The sequence below is a fragment of the Pristimantibacillus sp. PTI5 genome, assembly GCF_048572955.1.
Taxonomy (GTDB): Bacteria; Bacillota; Bacilli; order Paenibacillales; family Paenibacillaceae; genus Pristimantibacillus.
The window spans coordinates 892,820-912,177 of the sequence record NZ_CP183886.1 but is presented as its reverse complement, the minus strand read 5'-3'; the positions used below and the strand labels follow the sequence as shown (position 1 = coordinate 912,177).

Genomic DNA, 19,358 nt, shown 5'->3' with positions numbered 1-19,358 from the left:
ATTATAGAATAGAGAGAGGAGGGGTCAACGATGATACATGCCAATACAAACGAGGAATGGCTGCCTTTATATGAAGCATTAGCCAGTCCGGTAAGGCTTTCCATTATTAATCTGCTTGCAACGGATATGATGAACGTCAAGGAGCTGGCCGAGGCCATTGGCCTGAGCAGCGCGATTGTCACGATGCATATCCGAAAGCTGGAAAAGGCAGGAATCGTTCAGACCAAAATGGTACGTAAACAGGGAGGTACTCACAAAATATGCACCCTCGCGGAACGTTCCATTGCGATTGAACTTCCGCATCCTACGCTGGATGTGAAAAAGGTGCATGATGTAAGCGTGCCTGTTGGACATTTTACGGAGTTCGAGGTGTTTCCGACCTGCGGCATCGCGACGGTAGACAAGCTGATCGGCCAATTTGACGATCCGCGCTTCTTCTTGGAGCCGGAGAGAATGAATGCCGGCATTCTGTGGTTCGGCAAAGGCTACGTGGAATACAAGGTACCGAATTACCTGCTGGCTGGACAGCGTCCGATTGCGCTGGAAATTACATTGGAGCTTGGCTCTGAAGCTCCGGGCGTCAACGAGAACTGGCCTTCGGACATTGATTTCTCACTCAATGGCAAGGACATAGGCATGTGGACGAGCCCGGGCGATTATGGCGAAGTCAGAGGACGTTTCTCGCCTCCTTGGTGGGGAGACCGCGTCAATCAATACGGCTTGCTTAAGGTGATACGCATACAAGAGAACGGCACCTTGATCGACGGACAGCATATGTCGTCCATTAGCATCGGGGAAATTGGGCTTGAACGCAATTTTTGGACATTCCGTATAGGCGTGAAAGAGGATGCCGTACATGTCGGCGGTTTAACCTTGTACGGAAAAGGCTTCGGCAATTACAATCACGACATTATGTTTCGGGTCTTTTACGAGGATGTGCGCGGCGTTTAAAGCAGTCTAACTGCTTTGAAGCCGCGCTTCACCCGCGCTCCCCTCCTTACGCCTCCGCGTTATCAAATGCACGGACTCCGCCGTTTATTTTATTTTCCGATATGCCATTTCTAATATCTAGAAGATATAATGGGTGTAATAGCTAGATAATGCCATGATTACCCGGAGGATCAAAGATGCTGACCATGTTCGCTTTTCTAAAAAAGTACCGTTTAGCTGTTTATGTGGCTCTGCTGCTAATGCTGGTAGAGCTTATGGTGGAGCTGCTTCAGCCTTATATTATTTCCAAAATCATTGATGACGGGATCGGCAAGGATAATCTGGCGGTCGTGCTGCAGTGGGGCGGCTTCTTGATCGGCTGCTCTGTTATTGCATTTGCAGCAGGGATACTCAGCTCCTTCTATGCTTCTCACGTCAGCCAAAGCTTTGGTTATGATTTAAGGGAACGTTTATACGAAAAGGTACAATCATTCTCGTTCGCAAATTTTAACCTTTTTCCGGAATCATCGCTTATTACACGACTCACAAACGATGTTTCGCAGCTGCAAAATACGGTCTTTATGGGTTTGCGTATTATGCTACGCGCTCCGCTGCTCGTTATCGGAAGCATTGTGATGGCTTTTGTCGTCCAGCCTAAGCTTGCGATTTGGCTTGTCGCCGTTATACCGTTTCTTGGAATTTTTCTGCTTTGGGTGCTTAAGAAGGGCGAGAAATTATTTCGCTCCGTACAGCAGCAGCTCGATCAGGTGAACAGCGTCATGCAGCAAAATTTGATCGGAATGAGAATTGTCCGCGTATTCGTTCGAATGGGGCATGAATCATCACGGTTTGCGCGTTCAAGCGGCCTGTTGATGGACCGGACCGTTGCAGCGCTTCGCCTTACGGAAGCTACGATGCCTATCGTTCTTCTTTTTATGAATGCGAGCGTCATGGCTGTCCTTTGGTTTGGCAGAATAGAGCTTGAAACAAACGGTGCAACGGTCGGAGAAGTTATCGCAATCGTCAATTATGCGACAAGAACGACGGCGGCGTTATCCATTATGTCCATGATCGTGGTGAACTTCTCAAGAGCGCGCGCATCGGCTCAAAGAATAGAAGAAGTCTTGCTCACGAATATTGACTTGACCGACTCGGCGGAAAGCGACGAAGGCTTAAAGCTGCGCGAGGGGCATGTTTCGTTTAAGGACGTATCTTTTGAATATCCGGATTCAGATCAGCATGTGCTGCAGCATATATCCTTCTCGGCAAAACCAGGCGAGACGATTGCCATAATGGGCGCAACCGGATCGGGAAAAACCTCTCTCCTCCAGCTGATCCCGCGTTTGTACGATGTGCAGTCGGGAGAAATAAGCGTGGATGGCAAAGATAATCGCTTAATGAAGCTCGAGCATCTCCGCAAGCAGATTGGATACGTACCGCAGGAAATTATGCTGTTCACGGGCTCGGTGGAAGAGAATATACGCTGGGGTAAAGAAGACGCTACCCTTGATGAAATTATAGAAGCAGCGAAGCTTGCGCAAATCCATGACACGATAATGAAGCTTCCGGAGCAATACGATACGATTGTGGGCCAGAAGGGCGTCAACCTGTCAGGCGGACAGAAGCAGCGTCTTACGATTGCGAGAGCACTGGTAAGGAAGCCGGTTATTTTGCTATTGGACGATAGTACGAGCGCGCTGGATGTCCAGACCGAGTCGGCTCTTCTGCAAGCGCTTAAGCATATCAAATGCACCACATTCCTCATTACGCAAAAAATCAGCTCTACGCGGTCGGCAGACTCCATTCTGCTTCTAGACGAAGGGCTGCTTTTGGCACAGGGTAAGCATGAGCAGCTTATCCAAGGGTCGCCTTTGTATCAGAAAATTTATGAATCACAGTTCGGGAAGGAAGGTGTATCCCGTGCTTAAACGATTAAAAGAACCTTTTCAATATGCTAAACCGTTTGACGGCAAGATGGCGGAATCAAAAGACCGGATGGCCGGAGGCGGCCATGCCAGAAGCAAGCCGCGGGCGAAGAACATGTCCGGCACGCTGAAGAAAATGTGGAATTATCTCTTTGAATATAAAGGGAAACTTGCAGCTGTCATCATCATGGTAGTGCTAAGCTCCGCCTTATCCTTGCTCGGTCCTTATTTGGCGGGCACGGCAATCGATCATTTTTTAATCAACCGGGACAGCGGTTTTGTGGTGTTTCTTATTGGAATGGCTATTGTTTATGTGTTTCATTCTTTGACAATGTGGTTACAGAGCATATGGATGATTGCGATCTCGCAAAAAACCGTATACCGTATGCGCGTTCAATTGTTTGAGCACCTGCACAAGCTGCCGATCCCCTATTTCAGCAAACGCCAGCATGGCGAGCTGATGAGCCGGGTGACAAACGACATTGAAAATGTCAGCGCATCCTTAAACAGCTCGGTTATCCAAGTGTTCTCCAGCATGCTTCTGCTTATTGGCACGGTGAGCGTCATGCTCTCGCTTAGCCCGCTTTTGACCTTGTTGACGTTTCTTGTTGTGCCCCTCATGGTGCTGGGAATGAAATGGATAACGAAGCAAACGGGGCGGCTGTTTAAAGCCCAGCAGCGCAATCTTGGCGATTTGAACGGTTATATTGAAGAGACGCTGTCTGGACAGCGCATCGTGAAGGCCTTTTCCCAAGAACGCACGGTCATAGCCGCCTTCAAGGCACGCAACGAGCGAATTCGCGTTTCTGGCTTCTGGGCGCAGGCCATTTCCGGCTTCATTCCCAAGCTGATGAATGCGCTCAACAACCTGAGCTTTGCCATTATTGCCGGAATCGGCGCGGTTTTTGTATTGAATGATCAAATCACGGTAGGTACCATTATTATATTCGCGGAGTATTCACGGCAGTTTACGAGGCCGCTTAATGATCTCGCTAACCAGTGGAACACGCTGTTGTCCGCCGTTGCCGGCGCGGAGCGGGTGTTTGATGTGCTAAGCGAAGAGGAGGAACGGGCGGACGAGGGCGCTGCTAAGGAGCTGGCAGTAGTAAAGGGGAGCGTTATTTTTGACCGGGTAACGTTCGCTTACGAAGGACGGGCATCAACGATTAGCGACGTAAGCTTTGAATTGACCCCGGGAGAGACCATCGCGCTAGTAGGTCCTACCGGAGCGGGCAAAACGACGTTAATCCAGCTTTTATGCCGGTTTTATGATCCAAGCTCAGGCCGGATCTTGATCGATGGCCACGATACCCGAACGATCAAGCGTGATAATCTGCGCTCGCATATGGCTTTTGTGCTGCAGGATCCTTTTTTGTTCGAAGGTACGATACATGAGAATATCCGGTACGGCAAGCTCGACGCGACGGATGCAGAGGTTGAGCAAGCTGCGAAGCTTGCCAATGCCCATTCGTTTATTACCCGTTTGAAATCCGGTTTTAGCACTGTGCTTAAATCGGATGGCAGCGGGATCAGCCAAGGACAGAAGCAGCTTCTTGCGATAGCCAGAGCCATCCTTGCCAATCCTTCCATTCTCGTGCTTGACGAAGCGACAAGCAGTATCGATACCGTTACGGAAATTAAAATCCAAGAGGCGCTGCAGCGTCTGATGCAAGGCCGAACGAGCTTTGTGATCGCCCATCGATTAAATACGATCCAGCAAGCGGATCAAATTGTTGTCCTTCAGGATGGTGCCATTATCGAAAAAGGATCTCATTCACAGCTTTTGGCTCGACAAGGCTTCTATAGCTCGTTGGTTAACGGACAGCTGAAGAATGGCATGTTGAACGAAACGAGCTAACCTTCTTGCAGCCGCCGTACAAAGTTGATTCGTAACGGAAATTGCAACTATTTTCAGGGATTGCGAGTATTAGTAGGTATAACATGGAGGTGGGACATATGACTATTGCACAGTGCGCCAACTGCGGACACGACAACGATGTTGACGCAAACAGGCTGATGGATGTGGAATGCTCCGCTTGCGGCTCGAAGCTCATCGAAGAATCCGTTCCCTTTGAGATAGCCGAGGAGGAGCTAAAGACATCCTTGGATTTGAATAAAGAAAAACCGTTAGAGGAAGTCGACATAAATAAGTGGATCGGCAAAATCGGAGACCACGAGAAACAAACAAAGTACGTTGAGGAAGGGTTTTGGGCGAAAGTGAAGCGGCATGCCGCTAAAGTTCCTTTTGCCAAGGAGGTTGTGACGCTATACTATTGCTCGGCTGATCCAAAAACGCCTATTTCAGCCAAAGCAACGGCAATCGGCGCATTAGCTTACTGGATCTTGCCTTTGGACCTTATTCCTGATTTCCTTCCGGTAGCAGGCTTTGTTGACGACGCAACTGCCGTGTTTATTGCGTACAAAGCGATCAGCGGCCAAATTACGGATGATCACCGTGAGAAAGCAGAACAGTTTTTCGTATTAAACAAAGGCGTAAAGCTGATTGACCATAAACAATAGAATAACGTGAAACAAGAAGGATGGCCCCGCGGAGTTTTTCGCATAGGTGCCATCCTTCTTTTCATAAGAGGAGAAGCCTGCAATTAGAATAAGCTCCAATCAAACTCCTGAGACAAGGTTTCGAGAAGGGCAACGCCGGCAATGCTGTTACCTTTCCGATTCAAGGAGGGGCCGATCAATCCAATGCCGTATCTCCCGGGTACCAGCGTTAAGATACCGCCGGAAACGCCGCTTTTGGCAGGCAATCCGACTTGAATCGCAAATTCGCCTGACGCGTTATACATCCCGCATGTAGTCATGAACGTTTTCGCAATTTGGACGTAACGACGGGGGATAAGTTCTTCTCCGGTAAGGGGGTTTATGCCATTATGGGCAAGAACCAAAGCCATCTGGGCTAATTCCGCACAGGTAATACGGATGGAGCAATGCCGGAAATAAACGTCGAGGACATCCTCGACTTCTCCTTGCAGCACGCCGTTGTCTTTTAGGAAATAAGCCATCGAACGATTTAAATTGGCGGTAGCGGATTCCGAACGGTAAACATCCAGATCATAATCCAGTGCTTGGTTATTAGAAAGAAGGCGCATGAATTCGAGAACGCGGCCGGATTTTTCCTTAGGATCCTTTCCCGCAATCAAGGATGAGATCGCAATCGCACCTGCATTGATAAGAGGATTAAATGGAATGCCCGGCTGTACAAGCTCTAGCTTAAGCATGGAATTAAAGTTGTCGCCGGTAGGCTCCATTCCGACTTTATCAAATACAGCTTCTTCCCCGTTATCCATAAGCGCAAGAATGAGCGTGAAGACTTTAGAAATGCTCTGCATTGTAAAAGACAGCTTCGTATCGCCTGCGGAAACGGAGTATCCTTTAGAGTTGATCAAATGTATCCCTAATGCGCCGATCGGCGATTTGGACAGCTCTGGTATATAGGAGGCTACCTTGCCATAGCTGCATTGTTGCCGGCTTTCTTCCACCCATTGCGGCAGCAGGGCCTCGATACGTTCCATTTCAGGCAATGACATTTTGTTACTCCTCCCGTACAACGTTTTGAATGATCGAGTGATTGGCCTCGTCTTCTACTTATTTTATAATAACAGCTAAACGATTATAAAGTTGTTCCTATGACAGGGTGCATGAATACGAAGGTTCGATGCAGTCCAAAACGGCTAAAAACATGCTTTGAAAAGTTTTTTTAAATAAATGCTTGACCAGTTGGGCGGTAGCATGATATATTCTAATTCCGGCCGAGAGAAACATGCGGACGACAAGCAAAACAAGCAATACAAACGAAAGAAAAGATTGCTCTTTGAAAACTGAACAACGAGTAATAACTGCCCTTACGATCCTAACGGATCGTTAGAAAAGCGATAAAAAGTAATGAGCATTTCAAACACCAATTTGGAGAGTTTGATCCTGGCTCAGGACGAACGCTGGCGGCGTGCCTAATACATGCAAGTCGAGCGGATCTTGTCCTTCGGGACAAGGTTAGCGGCGGACGGGTGAGTAACACGTGGGTAACCTGCCTGTAAGACTGGGATAACATTCGGAAACGAATGCTAATACCGGATACACAGCTTGGTCGCATGACCGGGCTGGGAAAGATGGAGCAATCTATCACTTATAGATGGACCCGCGGCGCATTAGCTAGTTGGTGAGGTAACGGCTCACCAAGGCGACGATGCGTAGCCGACCTGAGAGGGTGATCGGCCACACTGGGACTGAGACACGGCCCAGACTCCTACGGGAGGCAGCAGTAGGGAATCTTCCGCAATGGACGAAAGTCTGACGGAGCAACGCCGCGTGAGTGATGAAGGTTTTCGGATCGTAAAGCTCTGTTGCCAGGGAAGAATGCTTGGGAGAGTAACTGCTCCCAAGGTGACGGTACCTGAGAAGAAAGCCCCGGCTAACTACGTGCCAGCAGCCGCGGTAATACGTAGGGGGCAAGCGTTGTCCGGAATTATTGGGCGTAAAGCGCGCGCAGGCGGCCTTGTAAGTCTGTTGTTTAAACTTGGGGCTCAACCCCAAGTCGCAATGGAAACTGCAAAGCTTGAGTGCAGAAGAGGAAAGTGGAATTCCACGTGTAGCGGTGAAATGCGTAGAGATGTGGAGGAACACCAGTGGCGAAGGCGACTTTCTGGGCTGTAACTGACGCTGAGGCGCGAAAGCGTGGGGAGCAAACAGGATTAGATACCCTGGTAGTCCACGCCGTAAACGATGAATGCTAGGTGTTAGGGGTTTCAATACCCTTGGTGCCGAAGTTAACACATTAAGCATTCCGCCTGGGGAGTACGGTCGCAAGACTGAAACTCAAAGGAATTGACGGGGACCCGCACAAGCAGTGGAGTATGTGGTTTAATTCGAAGCAACGCGAAGAACCTTACCAGGTCTTGACATCCCTTTGACCGCTCTAGAGATAGGGCTTTCCTTCGGGACAGAGGAGACAGGTGGTGCATGGTTGTCGTCAGCTCGTGTCGTGAGATGTTGGGTTAAGTCCCGCAACGAGCGCAACCCTTGATCTTAGTTGCCAGCACTTTGGGTGGGCACTCTAGGATGACTGCCGGTGACAAACCGGAGGAAGGTGGGGATGACGTCAAATCATCATGCCCCTTATGACCTGGGCTACACACGTACTACAATGGCCGATACAACGGGAAGCGAAACCGCGAGGTGGAGCCAATCCTATCAAAGTCGGTCTCAGTTCGGATTGCAGGCTGCAACTCGCCTGCATGAAGTCGGAATTGCTAGTAATCGCGGATCAGCATGCCGCGGTGAATACGTTCCCGGGTCTTGTACACACCGCCCGTCACACCACGAGAGTTTACAACACCCGAAGCCGGTGGGGTAACCCGCAAGGGAGCTAGCCGTCGAAGGTGGGGTAGATGATTGGGGTGAAGTCGTAACAAGGTAGCCGTATCGGAAGGTGCGGCTGGATCACCTCCTTTCTAAGGAAATACCCGGACCCGATGAGGTTCGGATAAACTTGGCAGTTTATCGCTTACTCGTTGTCAGTTTTGAAAGAGTAACTTCAATACATAGATGAAGAACTGAGCAAATGGCTTGATCTGAATCATGGCATTGTCGGACACTTTCTTTTGTTATGTCTAGTCATTCGTTTGGTGGCGATGGCGGAGGGGAACCACACGTTCCCATACCGAACACGACCGTTAAGCCCTCCAGCGCCAATGGTACTTAGACCGCAGGGTCTTGGGAGAGTAGGACGTCGCCAAGCGGATTATCTCACATAAGAAATTACCAACATTTAGTTGTTGATTGTAACGAAAAAATGTGATAATCTATGATTCCTGTCGCATAAAACGACAAGAAATTTGCACCTTGAAAACTGGATAACGAAAGAAAAGAATTGCTGAAACATCCTTTAAGCTGTTTTTATTGTTAGCGAAAGGTGTTCGAGATTGCAGCGACTTTTAACGACTTTTTCTCTCAAGGAAAAAGCGCTAACAGAGCGCAGAACGAATCACCTGAACATATGGTTAAGCTAGTAAGAGCGCACGGAGGATGCCTAGGCACCAGGAGCCGAAGAAGGACGTGGCGAACAACGATACCGCCCCGGGGAGCCGTAAGCAGGCATTGATCCGAGGATTTCCGAATGGGGAAACCCAGCTGTCGTAATGGACAGTTACTATCAACTGAATACATAGGTTGATAAGAGGCATACCAGGGGAACTGAAACATCTAAGTACCCTGAGGAAGAGAAAACAATAGTGATTCCGTCAGTAGCGGCGAGCGAACGCGGATTAGCCCAAACCAAGGAGCTTGCTCCTTGGGGTTGTAGGACGTCTCACATGGAGTTACAAAGGTGTTTGGTAGGCGAAGAGGTCTGGAAAGGCCCGCCAGAGCAGGTAAAAGCCCTGTAACCGAAAGCAAGCACCCTCCGAGACGGATCCTGAGTACGGCGGGACACGTGAAACCCCGTCGGAATCCGGCAGGACCATCTGCCAAGGCTAAATACTCCCTGGTGACCGATAGTGAAGCAGTACCGTGAGGGAAAGGTGAAAAGCACCGCGGAAGCGGAGTGAAAAAGAACCTGAAACCGTGCGCTTACAAAAAGTCAGAGCCCGTTAAATGGGTGATGGCGTGCCTTTTGTAGAATGAACCGGCGAGTTACGATCACGTGCAAGGTTAAGTCGGGAAGACGGAGCCGTAGCGAAAGCGAGTCTGAATAGGGCGAATAAGTACGTGGTCGTAGACCCGAAACCGTGTGATCTACCCCTGTCCAGGGTGAAGGTGCGGTAACACGCACTGGAGGCCCGAACCCACGCACGTTGAAAAGTGCGGGGATGAGGTGGGGGTAGCGGAGAAATTCCAATCGAACTCGGAGATAGCTGGTTCTCCCCGAAATAGCTTTAGGGCTAGCCTCGAGGAATGAGCGTCGTGGAGGTAGAGCACTGATTGGGTGCGGGGCCCGCCAAGGGTTACCAAGTCCAGTCAAACTCCGAATGCCATAGACGTGCTACTCGGGAGTCAGACAGTGAGTGCTAAGATCCATTGTCAAGAGGGAAACAGCCCAGATCATCAGCTAAGGTCCCCAAGTGTGTGTTAAGTGGGAAAGGATGTGGAGTTGCAAAGACAACCAGGATGTTGGCTTAGAAGCAGCCACCATTTAAAGAGTGCGTAATAGCTCACTGGTCGAGTGACTCTGCGCCGAAAATGTAACGGGGCTAAACACACCACCGAAGCTATGACATGTACCTATATGGTACTTGGGTAGGGGAGCGTTGAATACGGATTGAAGTTGGACCGTGAGGACTGGTGGACTGTATTCAAGTGAGAATGCCGGTATGAGTAACGAAAAGACAAGTGAGAATCTTGTCCGCCGAAAGCCTAAGGGTTCCTGAGGAAGGCTCGTCCTCTCAGGGTAAGTCGGGACCTAACGCGAGGCCGAAAGGCGTAGTGGATGGACAACAGGTTGAAATTCCTGTACCACCGTAAACCGTTATGAGCAATGGGGTGACACAGAAGGGCAGTGACGCGGGCTGATGGAATAGCCCGTCCAAGCAGTGAGGCTAGTGTGTAGGCAAATCCGCACACTGTTAGGCTGGGCTGTGATGGGGAGCGAAAATTATAGTAGCGAAGGTCATGTACTCCGGCTGTCAAGAAAAGCCTCTAGCCAGGTGAAGGTGCCCGTACCGCAAACCGACACAGGTAGGCGAGCAGAGCATGCTAAGGCGCGCGGAAGAACTCTCGTTAAGGAACTCGGCAAAATGACCCCGTAACTTCGGGAGAAGGGGTGCCTCGGTAGGGTGAATAGCCCGAGGGGGCCGCAGTGAAAAGGCCCAAGCGACTGTTTAGCAAAAACACAGGTCTGTGCGAAGCCGTAAGGCGAAGTATACGGGCTGACGCCTGCCCGGTGCTGGAAGGTTAAGGGGAGCGGTTAGGGGTTAAACCCGAAGCTGTGAACCGAAGCCCCAGTAAACGGCGGCCGTAACTATAACGGTCCTAAGGTAGCGAAATTCCTTGTCAGGTAAATTCTGACCCGCACGAATGGCGTAACGACTTGGGCGCTGTCTCAACGAGAGATCCGGTGAAATTTTAATACCTGTGAAGATGCAGGTTACCCGCGACAAGACGGAAAGACCCCATGGAGCTTTACTGTAACTTGATATTGGACTTTGGTACGATCTGTACAGGATAGGTGGGAGCCTGAGAAGCATGAGCGCCAGCTTGTGTGGAGGCGACGTTGGGATACCACCCTGATCGTATCGGAGTTCTAACCTGCTGCCGTGAAACCGGCAGAGGGACCGTGTCAGGTGGACAGTTTGACTGGGGCGGTCGCCTCCTAAAATGTAACGGAGGCGCCCAAAGGTTCCCTCAGAATGGTTGGAAATCATTCGAAGAGTGCAAAGGCATAAGGGAGCTTGACTGCGAGACCTACAAGTCGAGCAGGGACGAAAGTCGGGCTTAGTGATCCGGTGGTACCGAATGGAAGGGCCATCGCTCAACGGATAAAAGCTACCCTGGGGATAACAGGCTTATCTCCCCCAAGAGTCCACATCGACGGGGAGGTTTGGCACCTCGATGTCGGCTCATCGCATCCTGGGGCTGAAGTAGGTCCCAAGGGTTGGGCTGTTCGCCCATTAAAGCGGTACGCGAGCTGGGTTCAGAACGTCGTGAGACAGTTCGGTCCCTATCTGTCGCGGGCGCAGGAAATTTGAGAGGAGCTGTCCTTAGTACGAGAGGACCGGGATGGACGTACCGCTGGTGTACCAGTTGTTCCGCCAGGAGCACCGCTGGGTAGCCAAGTACGGACGGGATAAGCGCTGAAAGCATCTAAGCGTGAAGCCCCCCTCAAGATGAGATTTCCCAGTATGTAAGACCCCTTGAAGACGACGAGGTTGATAGGTTCGGGGTGGAAGCACAGCAATGTGTGTAGCTGACGAATACTAATCGGTCGAGGGCTTATCCTAAAACGTTTGAGAAGCAAACTTACGTCGTAAGCATACGCTTAAGTTTGTCCCGGACCCATACATCCGGCAGACAGCAGCTAAAAAGGTTTCAGCAAACCTAACTTTCGTATCCAGTTTTCAGGGCGCAATTGCCTGCCTGTGCTTAAACTAAAGATCTTAAATAAGATTTATGTTTATGCTTTGGGCCCTTAGCTCAGCTGGTTAGAGCGCACCCCTGATAAGGGTGAGGTCGGTGGTTCGAGTCCACTAGGGCCCACCATATTTTCCCTGATAGCTCAGTTGGTAGAGCACTCGACTGTTAATCGAGTTGTCACAGGTTCGAGTCCTGTTCGGGGAGCCAAGTTTGGAGAGATACCCAAGTGGCTCAAGGGGACCCTCTGCTAAGGGGTTAGACTGCGTAAGTGGTGCGAGGGTTCGAATCCCTCTCTCTCCGTTCTCTTTTTCATGGCCCGTTGGTCAAGTGGTTAAGACACCTCCCTTTCACGGAGGTAACAGGGGTTCGAGTCCCCTACGGGTCACCAATATTTTTTAACGACGCGGGGTGGAGCAGCCCGGTAGCTCGTCGGGCTCATAACCCGAAGGCCGCAGGTTCAAATCCTGCCCCCGCAACCAATCACCTTTTTAAAGGTGAACATCATCCATATGCCGTTGTAGCTCAACTGGTAGAGCAACTGACTTGTAATCAGTAGGTTGGGGGTTCAAGTCCTCTCGACGGCACCACTTTTTTTAGATGCTTGATGTTTTCAAAATCAGCATCGCAAAACGCCGAATCATGGCGGACATAATCGATGTGCCGTTGTAGCTCAACTGGTAGAGCAACTGACTTGTAATCAGTAGGTTGGGGGTTCAAGTCCTCTCGACGGCACCATCTTTTCTCGGGACGTAGCTCAGCTTGGTAGAGCACCTGGTTTGGGACCAGGGGGTCGCATGTTCAAATCGTGTCGTCCCGACCATTATTTAAACGAATGAAATACATATAAAGCCGTTATCTTCAAAGTCTAATCGGACTGATGGAGATAGCGGTTTTTTTATGCCGCAATGGGGAAATATAATCGCAATATGCCGTCATGCGCCATATATTTCAGTGGAATAAGGAGGGCTTTGCTGTTGAAGCTTAGTATAAGAATGATTGCGTCGTTTGCCGTGATCCTTTGGTGCTTAATAAGTCCGGACGCTGCATTCGGACAGCCTGGCGTGTATCATTTTGGATTTAAGAAAAGCGTGGAAGGCCGATTGCCTTCGATAGATGAAGAAGGCTTCAAAAATATCGTGACGAAGCACGGAGCGCTTTTTTTGGGGGACACAAGCAAGAAGGAGCTATTTCTCACGTTCGATAATGGCTACGAGAACGGGTATACGCCACGAATACTCGATGTTTTAAAGGAGAAAAAAGTGCCGGCCGCTTTTTTTGTCACGGGGCATTATGTGAAGGATCAGCCAGAGCTCATTCAACGAATGGCGGCGGAAGGCCATATCGTTGGCAATCACTCTTGGAGCCATCCGGATATGTCGCAGCTCTCGGAAGGCAATATCAAAACGGAGCTGGATAAGGTTAAAGAGCAGGTAGGGATCCTGACGGGTCAGAAGGAGATGAAATATCTCCGTCCGCCTAGAGGCATTTTTAGCGAACGGGTGCTAGCGGCGAGTAAACAATTCGGTTATACGAATGTCTTTTGGTCCGTTGCTTATAAAGATTGGGATGTGAATGCGCAAAGAGGCTCCCAATACGCGTACAGTGAGGTCGTGAAGCAGCTGCATCCCGGTGCTATCATTTTGCTGCATTCCGTGTCCAAGGACAATACAGAGGCGCTGGGCAGCATCGTTGATGAAGCACGCCGCCAAGGCTATGAATTTAAAAGCTTGGACCAGCTAATCCGAAGCGAGTAACAAGAAAAAACAGCAGTATCGACCTTAACCCAAAACTTGGGCTAAGGTCTTTTTCGTTGTTATTCGTCTATCCGCTTGGAGAGCGTTAACGTATGGTTTAGATTAATCGTTTTGAAGTTATTTAAAATGATGCCCTGAAGCTGCTGAAGCAAAAACGGAAGCTTTCGTCCGCCGCATCAAACACATTCACCATTCGAATGGTGAGTGGTACATTGAGACAGCTGTATTGGCGCTCATACGACGGCAAACCTTCAGACCGGCTTTTTTCTTATTCGAGCAAGAAAAATACATCTTGTCTTGTAAAGCTGACCTAGAAGGGCAAGACTAAGTGTGACCGCATAGATTCAAATTCGTGCAAAGGTGATAAATAGAGGTAAACTAAACGGAGAAATAAACAAGGAGTCTTTCCTATGAGAAATATGTCTTTACTGCGTGAGCCGAAGCAAAGGAAGCTGCTGTTCAGCGCCGGGCTGAGCTGGCTGTTCGATGCGATGGAGGTCGGAATGATCTCATTCATTGTAACTGCGCTCGCTGCGGAATGGCAGCTTGGCGCGCAGCAGATTGGTTTGCTGATGGCGATTAATTCAATCGGTATGGCCGCCGGCGCGGCAATAGCAGGCCTAATGGCAGACCGGTACGGACGGCGGGCGATCCTGCTGTGGACACTGCTTATTTTCTCCATTGCCAGCGGTCTATCCGCATTGGCAACAGGGTTTATCGCGCTTTGCGTGCTGCGGTTCGCTGCGGGATTTGGTCTGGGCGGCGAACTGCCGGTCGCTTCAACGCTGGTTTCGGAGTCTGTCCCGATCAAGGAGAGAGGCAGGGCCGTTGTGCTGCTTGAAAGCTTCTGGGCATGCGGCTGGATTGCCGCAGCGTTGATCGCTTACTTCATTATTCCGCATTATGGCTGGAGAATGGCTTTTTTAATTGGAGCAGCGCCTGCTTTGTATGCATTATACTTAAGGCGGGCCATTCAAGACGCGCCCAGCTATACGGAGCAGCAGAGCAGGAAGCTCCCGTTTACCGAGCGAATATCATCGATTTGGTCGACAAAGCATCGCCGGGCGACCGTCATGTTATGGATATTATGGTTTACGGTCGTATTTTCTTATTACGGCATGTTTTTGTGGCTGCCTTCCGTCATGGTGCTAAAAGGCTTCGGGTTGGTAAAAAGCTTCCAATATGTACTGATTATGTCGCTCGCCCAGCTGCCCGGCTATTTCACTGCGGCGTATTTTATCGAAAAATTCGGACGGAAGTTTGTGCTCGTCACTTTTCTTTTGCTGACGGCCGGAAGCGCATTATGGTTTGGCAGCGCTGAAACAGAGGGGATGCTGATTGCGTCCGGCATATGTCTATCCTTTTTTAACCTCGGCGCATGGGGTGGCATGTATGCCTATACGCCGGAGCTTTATCCGGTTGCCGTCCGCGGGACCGGTGTCGGGCTCGCGGCTTCCTTTGGGCGGGTCGGCGGCATTATCGGTCCTTATCTGGTAGGAATACTGGTAGCAGGCAAGATGGAAATTCATAATATTTTTATGATTTTCTTTGTTACGATCATCATAGGGGCGCTGACCGTTCTGTTTTTTGGCAAAGAAACAAAAGGGACGGACCCGGATAAAGAAGCTGGCGAGCAGGCCGTCTAGCAACAGAACACTTCCAACCTAACGATGCTTTGAAGCAAAAAAATCCCGTCATGCATAGGCTTTGCATGGCGGGATTTGTCTATTAAGCACCGGTCACTTGTTTGGAGAAGAAGGTTTTGAGCGCCTTATAGACCTCACCCTTTTCCTTAATGACCGAGTACATGAACTTTTTATGGTTGATATGCTTATAAGCTGACATCAGCGTGCTGCTGCGGTTGTACTGGTTAACCTCGCCGTAGCCGAACATATTGCTTCGCTCCATGAGCTGACCGATCAGCTTGACGCAACGCTCGTTATCGGAGGTGAGGTTGTCGCCATCCGAGAAATGAAACGGGTAGATGTTCCAATTGGAAGTCGGATAACGGCTGTCAATTACCTCAATCGCTTTCTGGTAAGCCGAGGAACAGATCGTACCGCCGCTTTCACCGCGGTTGAAAAACTCCTCCTCCGTGACCTCCTTGGCCTCGGTATGATGCGCGATAAACACAATCTCCACATGCTCGTATTTGCGGCGCAGGAAACGGGTCATCCAGAAGAAAAAGCTTCGCGCGCAATATTTCTCGAACGAGCCCATGCTTCCCGAGGTATCCATGAGCGCCAGGATGACGGCGTTGGATTGCGGTTTTACGATTTCATTCCACGTTTTGTAGCGAAGGTCATCAGGCGAAATGCCGCCAATCCCCGACTTGCCTGCATTGGCATTACGGCGCAGGTTTTCAATTAATGTCCGTTTCTTATCGATGTTGGACATGATGCCTTTTTTCCGGATATCGTGAAAAACAATTTCCGTCGTTTGAAGCTGATCCTTTTGCTTCTGCTCCAAGTTCGGAAGCTCCAGCTCCTCGAATAGCATATCCTCGAGCTGATCGATGCTTATTTCGGTATCGACGACATCCTCGCCCGGCTGATCGCCTGCATCCTGGCCTTTACCCGGTCCCTTGGCAGCTTGAGGGTCGACGCCGAGCACATCGCCAACCTGAGAATCGCCATCGCCTTGTCCGACGTGCTGCTTCTTGTTGTAGTTGTATATAAAGTGGGATTCGTCGAGACTCTTAATGGGAACCTTGATCGTACGCCTTCCATCGGACAAAACGATGCTTTCGTCGGAAACCAGATCGGGAAGGTTTTGCTTAATTGCTTCATGTACCTTCTCCTGATGTCGCGCTTGATCCTCATAGCCTTTGCGGTGGAGCGACCAATCCTCTCTTGACACAACAAACAGCGGCTCTGACTCCATTTCCCTCACCTCATTCCAAGAAGTTAACGTTGCGGCATGCAAGCAGCCTAAGCTGCCTTTCACTTTTTTGTTGTCTGTTACTCAATATATTCAAGAGCCGAGCGGTTATGTGAATGAAAATTAGTCCATTTCTAGTAATCTATCAAATAGCTTGAACAGCTCTATTTGACATTGTGTCTATTCCTTTGCCCATTTTTTAACCACTTTGTATAATGCAATTGAAATTTGGTGTTATATAATATTACATATAAGAGCATGGATCTATCTCAAACCTAACATTGAATTGCCTAAACAATGAGGAGGGATGACATGGAGCAATCCGAAGCTGCAAAACAAGCTGAAATCATTGTGGATCAAGTGTCGATGCGTTTCGGGAAAAAAGGCCACGAGATAACGGCGCTTCAGCAGGTCAGCTTCGAAATCTACCGAAATGAATTCGTATCGCTGCTTGGTCCATCGGGCTGCGGAAAATCTACGCTGCTTCGGTTAATGGCCGATTTGCTTGAGCCAACGGAAGGCCGCATTACGATTCAAAACGAGCATCCCCGAGAAGTACGTCTCCGCCGAAAGTTCGGCATCGTGTTTCAAAACCCCACCTTGTTCGAATGGAGGACGGTTAAACAAAATATTGAGCTCCCGCTTGAGGTGCTGGGTCAAAAGAAATCTCAATACCTTGCGCTGACCGAGCAGCTTATCGAATTAGTGGGACTGACCGCCTTCAAACATTCCTATCCCTGGCAGCTTAGCGGCGGGATGCAGCAGCGCGTTGCGATCGCCCGCGCGCTTGCCCTGGACCCGCCCATATTATTGATGGATGAACCCTTCTCCGCGCTCGATGAATTTACGAAGGAGAAGCTGCAGCTGGAGCTTCTCGACATCAAGCAAAAAACGAATAAAACCGTCGTATTCGTCACGCACAGCATTCCCGAAGCCATTTTTCTATCCAATCGGGTCATCGTACTTTCGGCGCATCCCGGCAAAGTCCATTCGATCGTGGAGATTCCGCGCGGGGAGAGCGATTCTGCCGGATTTCGCGATACCGAGAAATTCAGCGAAATAACCAGGAAGGTAAGAAAATGCTTCTACGAGGAGAGTGGCTTCCTTGATAAGCAGATGGTTTAGGAGAAACGGCGACGGCACTGCGATTGTACTTTGGATTGCGGGGATACTTCTGCTATGGGAGGCTTCGGCTTGGTTTATTGCAAATGTTGCGGAGCTGATTAATCCCGCGTCAAAGCTGCCTTATCTGCATCTGGTCATTGTCAGCATGCTGCAGCATTTTCCGGCTTTACTGGAGCAAGGCATGGTTACTTTCGGCAATTCGATCACGGGTTTCTTGTTAGGCTCTGCCATTGGTTGTTTGCTTGCCATTCTGATGAGCTTGTCCCGAACGGCAGAAAATACGCTTTCGCCCTATATGGTTGCCTCGCAAATGATTCCGATCATTGGGCTTGCGCCTATTATTTACGGCATTATTCATGATGCTGCGTTATCCCGCATCCTGATGGCCGGTTACGTTACTTTTTTTCCCGTCACGATAAATATGCTGCGCGGCCTGCAAAGCATCATGCCCGAGCAGCTCGAGCTGATGCGCTCCTATGGGGCTGCCCCTTGGACCTTATACACGAAGCTGAAGCTGAAAGCGGCGCTGCCGGGACTTTTTGCCGGGCTTAAGCTGTCGGCTCCGCTGGCGATCACGGCTTCTATTATCGTGGAGCTGATGGGCGCGCCGGACGGGATAGGCGTTCTCATGATCAGTTCTTTGTATTACGGCACTTCGCAGGTCTACATGTTCTGGTCAACCGTACTGGTCAGCATGGCCATCGGATTAAGCCTGTTTTTACTGATTTGCTTGCTGGAGAGGCGGATTACCCCTTGGCAGCCGGAGTTTCGCTTGAAGGGGAGGGACGACGGATGAAAGAAATGCTTGCATCCAGATCGATTGACGGCATCCGCTCCAAGCCATCTTTGATGAATACCAAAAGCAGCCTCAAAAGCAAAAGACCGGTGTTTCTGCTCCCGCTTGGATTCGGTTTGCTTTTCCTTGCCGTATGGCAGCTGGAGGGCTTCCACTGGCTGTTTCACTTGGAGCTCTATCAGCTGCCGATCCCTTCAGCGATAGCGAACGCCATCCGCGAAAATTCCGATGTGCTGCAGCGTTATTCGCTGTATACGGGAAGCGAGATACTTGGCGGCTGCTTTATCGGATCGTTTCTTGGCTTGTTGGCCGCGGCAGCTGCTTCATCGTTTCCCCGCATGGGCAAAGGCGGAATTACGATTATCGCTGCCTTGAATGCGGTGCCTATCGTTGCGCTTGCGCCGGTCATGAATAATTGGTTCGGCGCTGGCATCGCATCCAAAATCGCCATCGTGTCCGTCATGACAATGGCTGCGATGGCAGTCATCGCCTTTAAGGGGCTGCGGTCGATCGATCCCGCATCGATTGAGCTCATGCATGCGTACGCTGCCGGGAAATTCCAGGTTTTCATGAAGCTTCGTCTGCGGGCCGCGCTTCCGCATCTGTTTGCCGCATTGAAAATCAATATGTCGACAAGCATTGTCGGAGCGATCGTCGGGGAATTTTTTATCTCCTCGCGCGGTCTCGGGTTCCTGCTTTCCGATCAAATCAAGCTGGGGAACATGCCGCTTGCTTGGGCCTGCATCGCCATAGCCGCCGTGCTAGGCATCCTGCTGTATTACTTGGTCCAATTAGCGGAGCGGTTGATTATCCCATGGCATGCGGCGCAGCGGAAGCATTGAACGATGGGATGGATATCTCTTAAAC

The 19,358-nt window shown here is 50.1% G+C and carries 11 protein-coding genes, 8 tRNA genes and 3 rRNA genes; 20 read left to right on the top strand and 2 right to left on the bottom strand.

Annotated elements, in window-relative coordinates; genetic code table 11:
• Nucleotides 1-30: 30 nt before the first annotated feature.
• The 4 genes from ACN6MW_RS04355 (at nucleotide 31) to ACN6MW_RS04340 (ending at nucleotide 5,375) form a co-directional block, all read left to right on the top strand.
• A complete protein-coding gene (locus ACN6MW_RS04355; protein WP_364147196.1) occupies nucleotides 31-951 on the top strand; it encodes an ArsR/SmtB family transcription factor in 921 nt (306 codons plus the stop codon).
• A gap of 176 nt (nucleotides 952-1,127) precedes the next feature.
• Nucleotides 1,128-2,858 carry an ABC transporter ATP-binding protein gene (locus ACN6MW_RS04350; protein ID WP_419874380.1) on the top strand — a complete coding sequence of 577 codons (1,731 nt, stop codon included), beginning with the start codon at nucleotides 1,128-1,130 and terminating at the stop codon, nucleotides 2,856-2,858.
• Nucleotides 2,851-4,713 (top strand): ABC transporter ATP-binding protein, encoded by a 1,863-nt coding sequence (locus ACN6MW_RS04345; protein ID WP_419874379.1) that lies wholly within the window; start codon nucleotides 2,851-2,853, stop codon nucleotides 4,711-4,713. The genes ACN6MW_RS04350 and ACN6MW_RS04345 overlap by 8 nt, the downstream gene beginning before the upstream one ends.
• 98 nt (nucleotides 4,714-4,811) lie before the next feature.
• On the top strand, nucleotides 4,812-5,375 hold the full coding sequence (locus ACN6MW_RS04340) for a DUF1232 domain-containing protein (protein ID WP_419874378.1): 564 nt from the start codon (nucleotides 4,812-4,814) through the stop codon (nucleotides 5,373-5,375).
• A gap of 83 nt (nucleotides 5,376-5,458) precedes the next feature.
• Here ACN6MW_RS04340 and glsA read toward each other — a convergent pair whose 3' ends face one another.
• Nucleotides 5,459-6,400, bottom strand: coding sequence for a glutaminase A (gene glsA / locus ACN6MW_RS04335; RefSeq protein ID WP_419874377.1), 942 nt, complete (start codon nucleotides 6,398-6,400; stop codon nucleotides 5,459-5,461).
• Nucleotides 6,401-6,773: 373 nt separating this feature from the next.
• Here glsA and ACN6MW_RS04330 point away from each other — a divergent pair.
• The 13 genes from ACN6MW_RS04330 to ACN6MW_RS04270 all read left to right on the top strand — a co-directional run bounded on the left by ACN6MW_RS04330 (nucleotide 6,774) and on the right by ACN6MW_RS04270 (nucleotide 15,336).
• A 16S ribosomal RNA gene (locus tag ACN6MW_RS04330) occupies nucleotides 6,774-8,320 on the top strand.
• 170 nt (nucleotides 8,321-8,490) lie between these two features.
• A 5S ribosomal RNA gene (rrf, locus tag ACN6MW_RS04325) occupies nucleotides 8,491-8,607 on the top strand.
• 260 nt (nucleotides 8,608-8,867) lie between these two features.
• Nucleotides 8,868-11,803, top strand: a 23S ribosomal RNA gene (locus ACN6MW_RS04320).
• The 16S, 23S and 5S rRNA genes sit together here with 8 tRNA genes alongside, the layout of an rRNA operon.
• Nucleotides 11,804-11,985: 182 nt before the next feature.
• Nucleotides 11,986-12,062, top strand: a tRNA-Ile gene (locus ACN6MW_RS04315).
• Between the two features lie 5 nt (nucleotides 12,063-12,067).
• Nucleotides 12,068-12,143, top strand: a tRNA-Asn gene (locus ACN6MW_RS04310).
• Nucleotides 12,144-12,148: 5 nt separating this feature from the next.
• Nucleotides 12,149-12,236, top strand: a tRNA-Ser gene (locus ACN6MW_RS04305).
• Nucleotides 12,237-12,249: 13 nt separating this feature from the next.
• Nucleotides 12,250-12,324 (top strand) — tRNA-Glu (locus ACN6MW_RS04300).
• Between the two features lie 14 nt (nucleotides 12,325-12,338).
• Nucleotides 12,339-12,415, top strand: a tRNA-Met gene (locus ACN6MW_RS04295).
• A 32-nt stretch (nucleotides 12,416-12,447) separates the two neighbouring features.
• Nucleotides 12,448-12,523 (top strand) — tRNA-Thr (locus ACN6MW_RS04290).
• A 72-nt stretch (nucleotides 12,524-12,595) separates the two neighbouring features.
• Nucleotides 12,596-12,671: transfer RNA gene (locus ACN6MW_RS04285), tRNA-Thr, on the top strand.
• A gap of 8 nt (nucleotides 12,672-12,679) precedes the next feature.
• A tRNA-Pro gene (locus ACN6MW_RS04280) sits at nucleotides 12,680-12,756 on the top strand.
• A gap of 136 nt (nucleotides 12,757-12,892) precedes the next feature.
• Nucleotides 12,893-13,690: a delta-lactam-biosynthetic de-N-acetylase gene (pdaA, locus tag ACN6MW_RS04275; protein WP_419876270.1), complete on the top strand. Its 798-nt coding sequence runs from the start codon at nucleotides 12,893-12,895 to the stop codon at nucleotides 13,688-13,690.
• Nucleotides 13,691-14,100: 410 nt separating this feature from the next.
• The gene (locus ACN6MW_RS04270; RefSeq protein ID WP_419874376.1) at nucleotides 14,101-15,336 is read left to right on the top strand and encodes an MFS transporter; all 1,236 of its coding nucleotides are present in this window, start codon (nucleotides 14,101-14,103) and stop codon (nucleotides 15,334-15,336) included.
• An 82-nt stretch (nucleotides 15,337-15,418) separates the two neighbouring features.
• On the opposite strand, the gene yhbH is transcribed toward ACN6MW_RS04270, so the two are convergent.
• The gene (gene yhbH / locus ACN6MW_RS04265; protein WP_419874375.1) at nucleotides 15,419-16,573 is read right to left on the bottom strand and encodes a sporulation protein YhbH; all 1,155 of its coding nucleotides are present in this window, start codon (nucleotides 16,571-16,573) and stop codon (nucleotides 15,419-15,421) included.
• A 309-nt stretch (nucleotides 16,574-16,882) separates the two neighbouring features.
• Here yhbH and ACN6MW_RS04260 point away from each other — a divergent pair, with 309 nt between their 5' ends.
• From ACN6MW_RS04260 to ACN6MW_RS04250, 3 genes are read left to right on the top strand one after another with little or no spacing between them, the layout of a single operon-like run.
• On the top strand, nucleotides 16,883-17,695 hold the full coding sequence (locus tag ACN6MW_RS04260; RefSeq protein ID WP_419874374.1) for an ABC transporter ATP-binding protein: 813 nt from the start codon (nucleotides 16,883-16,885) through the stop codon (nucleotides 17,693-17,695).
• Nucleotides 17,676-18,491 carry an ABC transporter permease gene (locus ACN6MW_RS04255; protein WP_419874373.1) on the top strand — a complete coding sequence of 272 codons (816 nt, stop codon included), beginning with the start codon at nucleotides 17,676-17,678 and terminating at the stop codon, nucleotides 18,489-18,491. Before ACN6MW_RS04260 ends, ACN6MW_RS04255 begins: the two co-directional genes overlap by 20 nt.
• Nucleotides 18,488-19,333, top strand: coding sequence for an ABC transporter permease (locus ACN6MW_RS04250; protein WP_419874372.1), 846 nt, complete (start codon nucleotides 18,488-18,490; stop codon nucleotides 19,331-19,333). Before ACN6MW_RS04255 ends, ACN6MW_RS04250 begins: the two co-directional genes overlap by 4 nt.
• The last annotated feature ends 25 nt before the right edge of the window (nucleotides 19,334-19,358 follow it).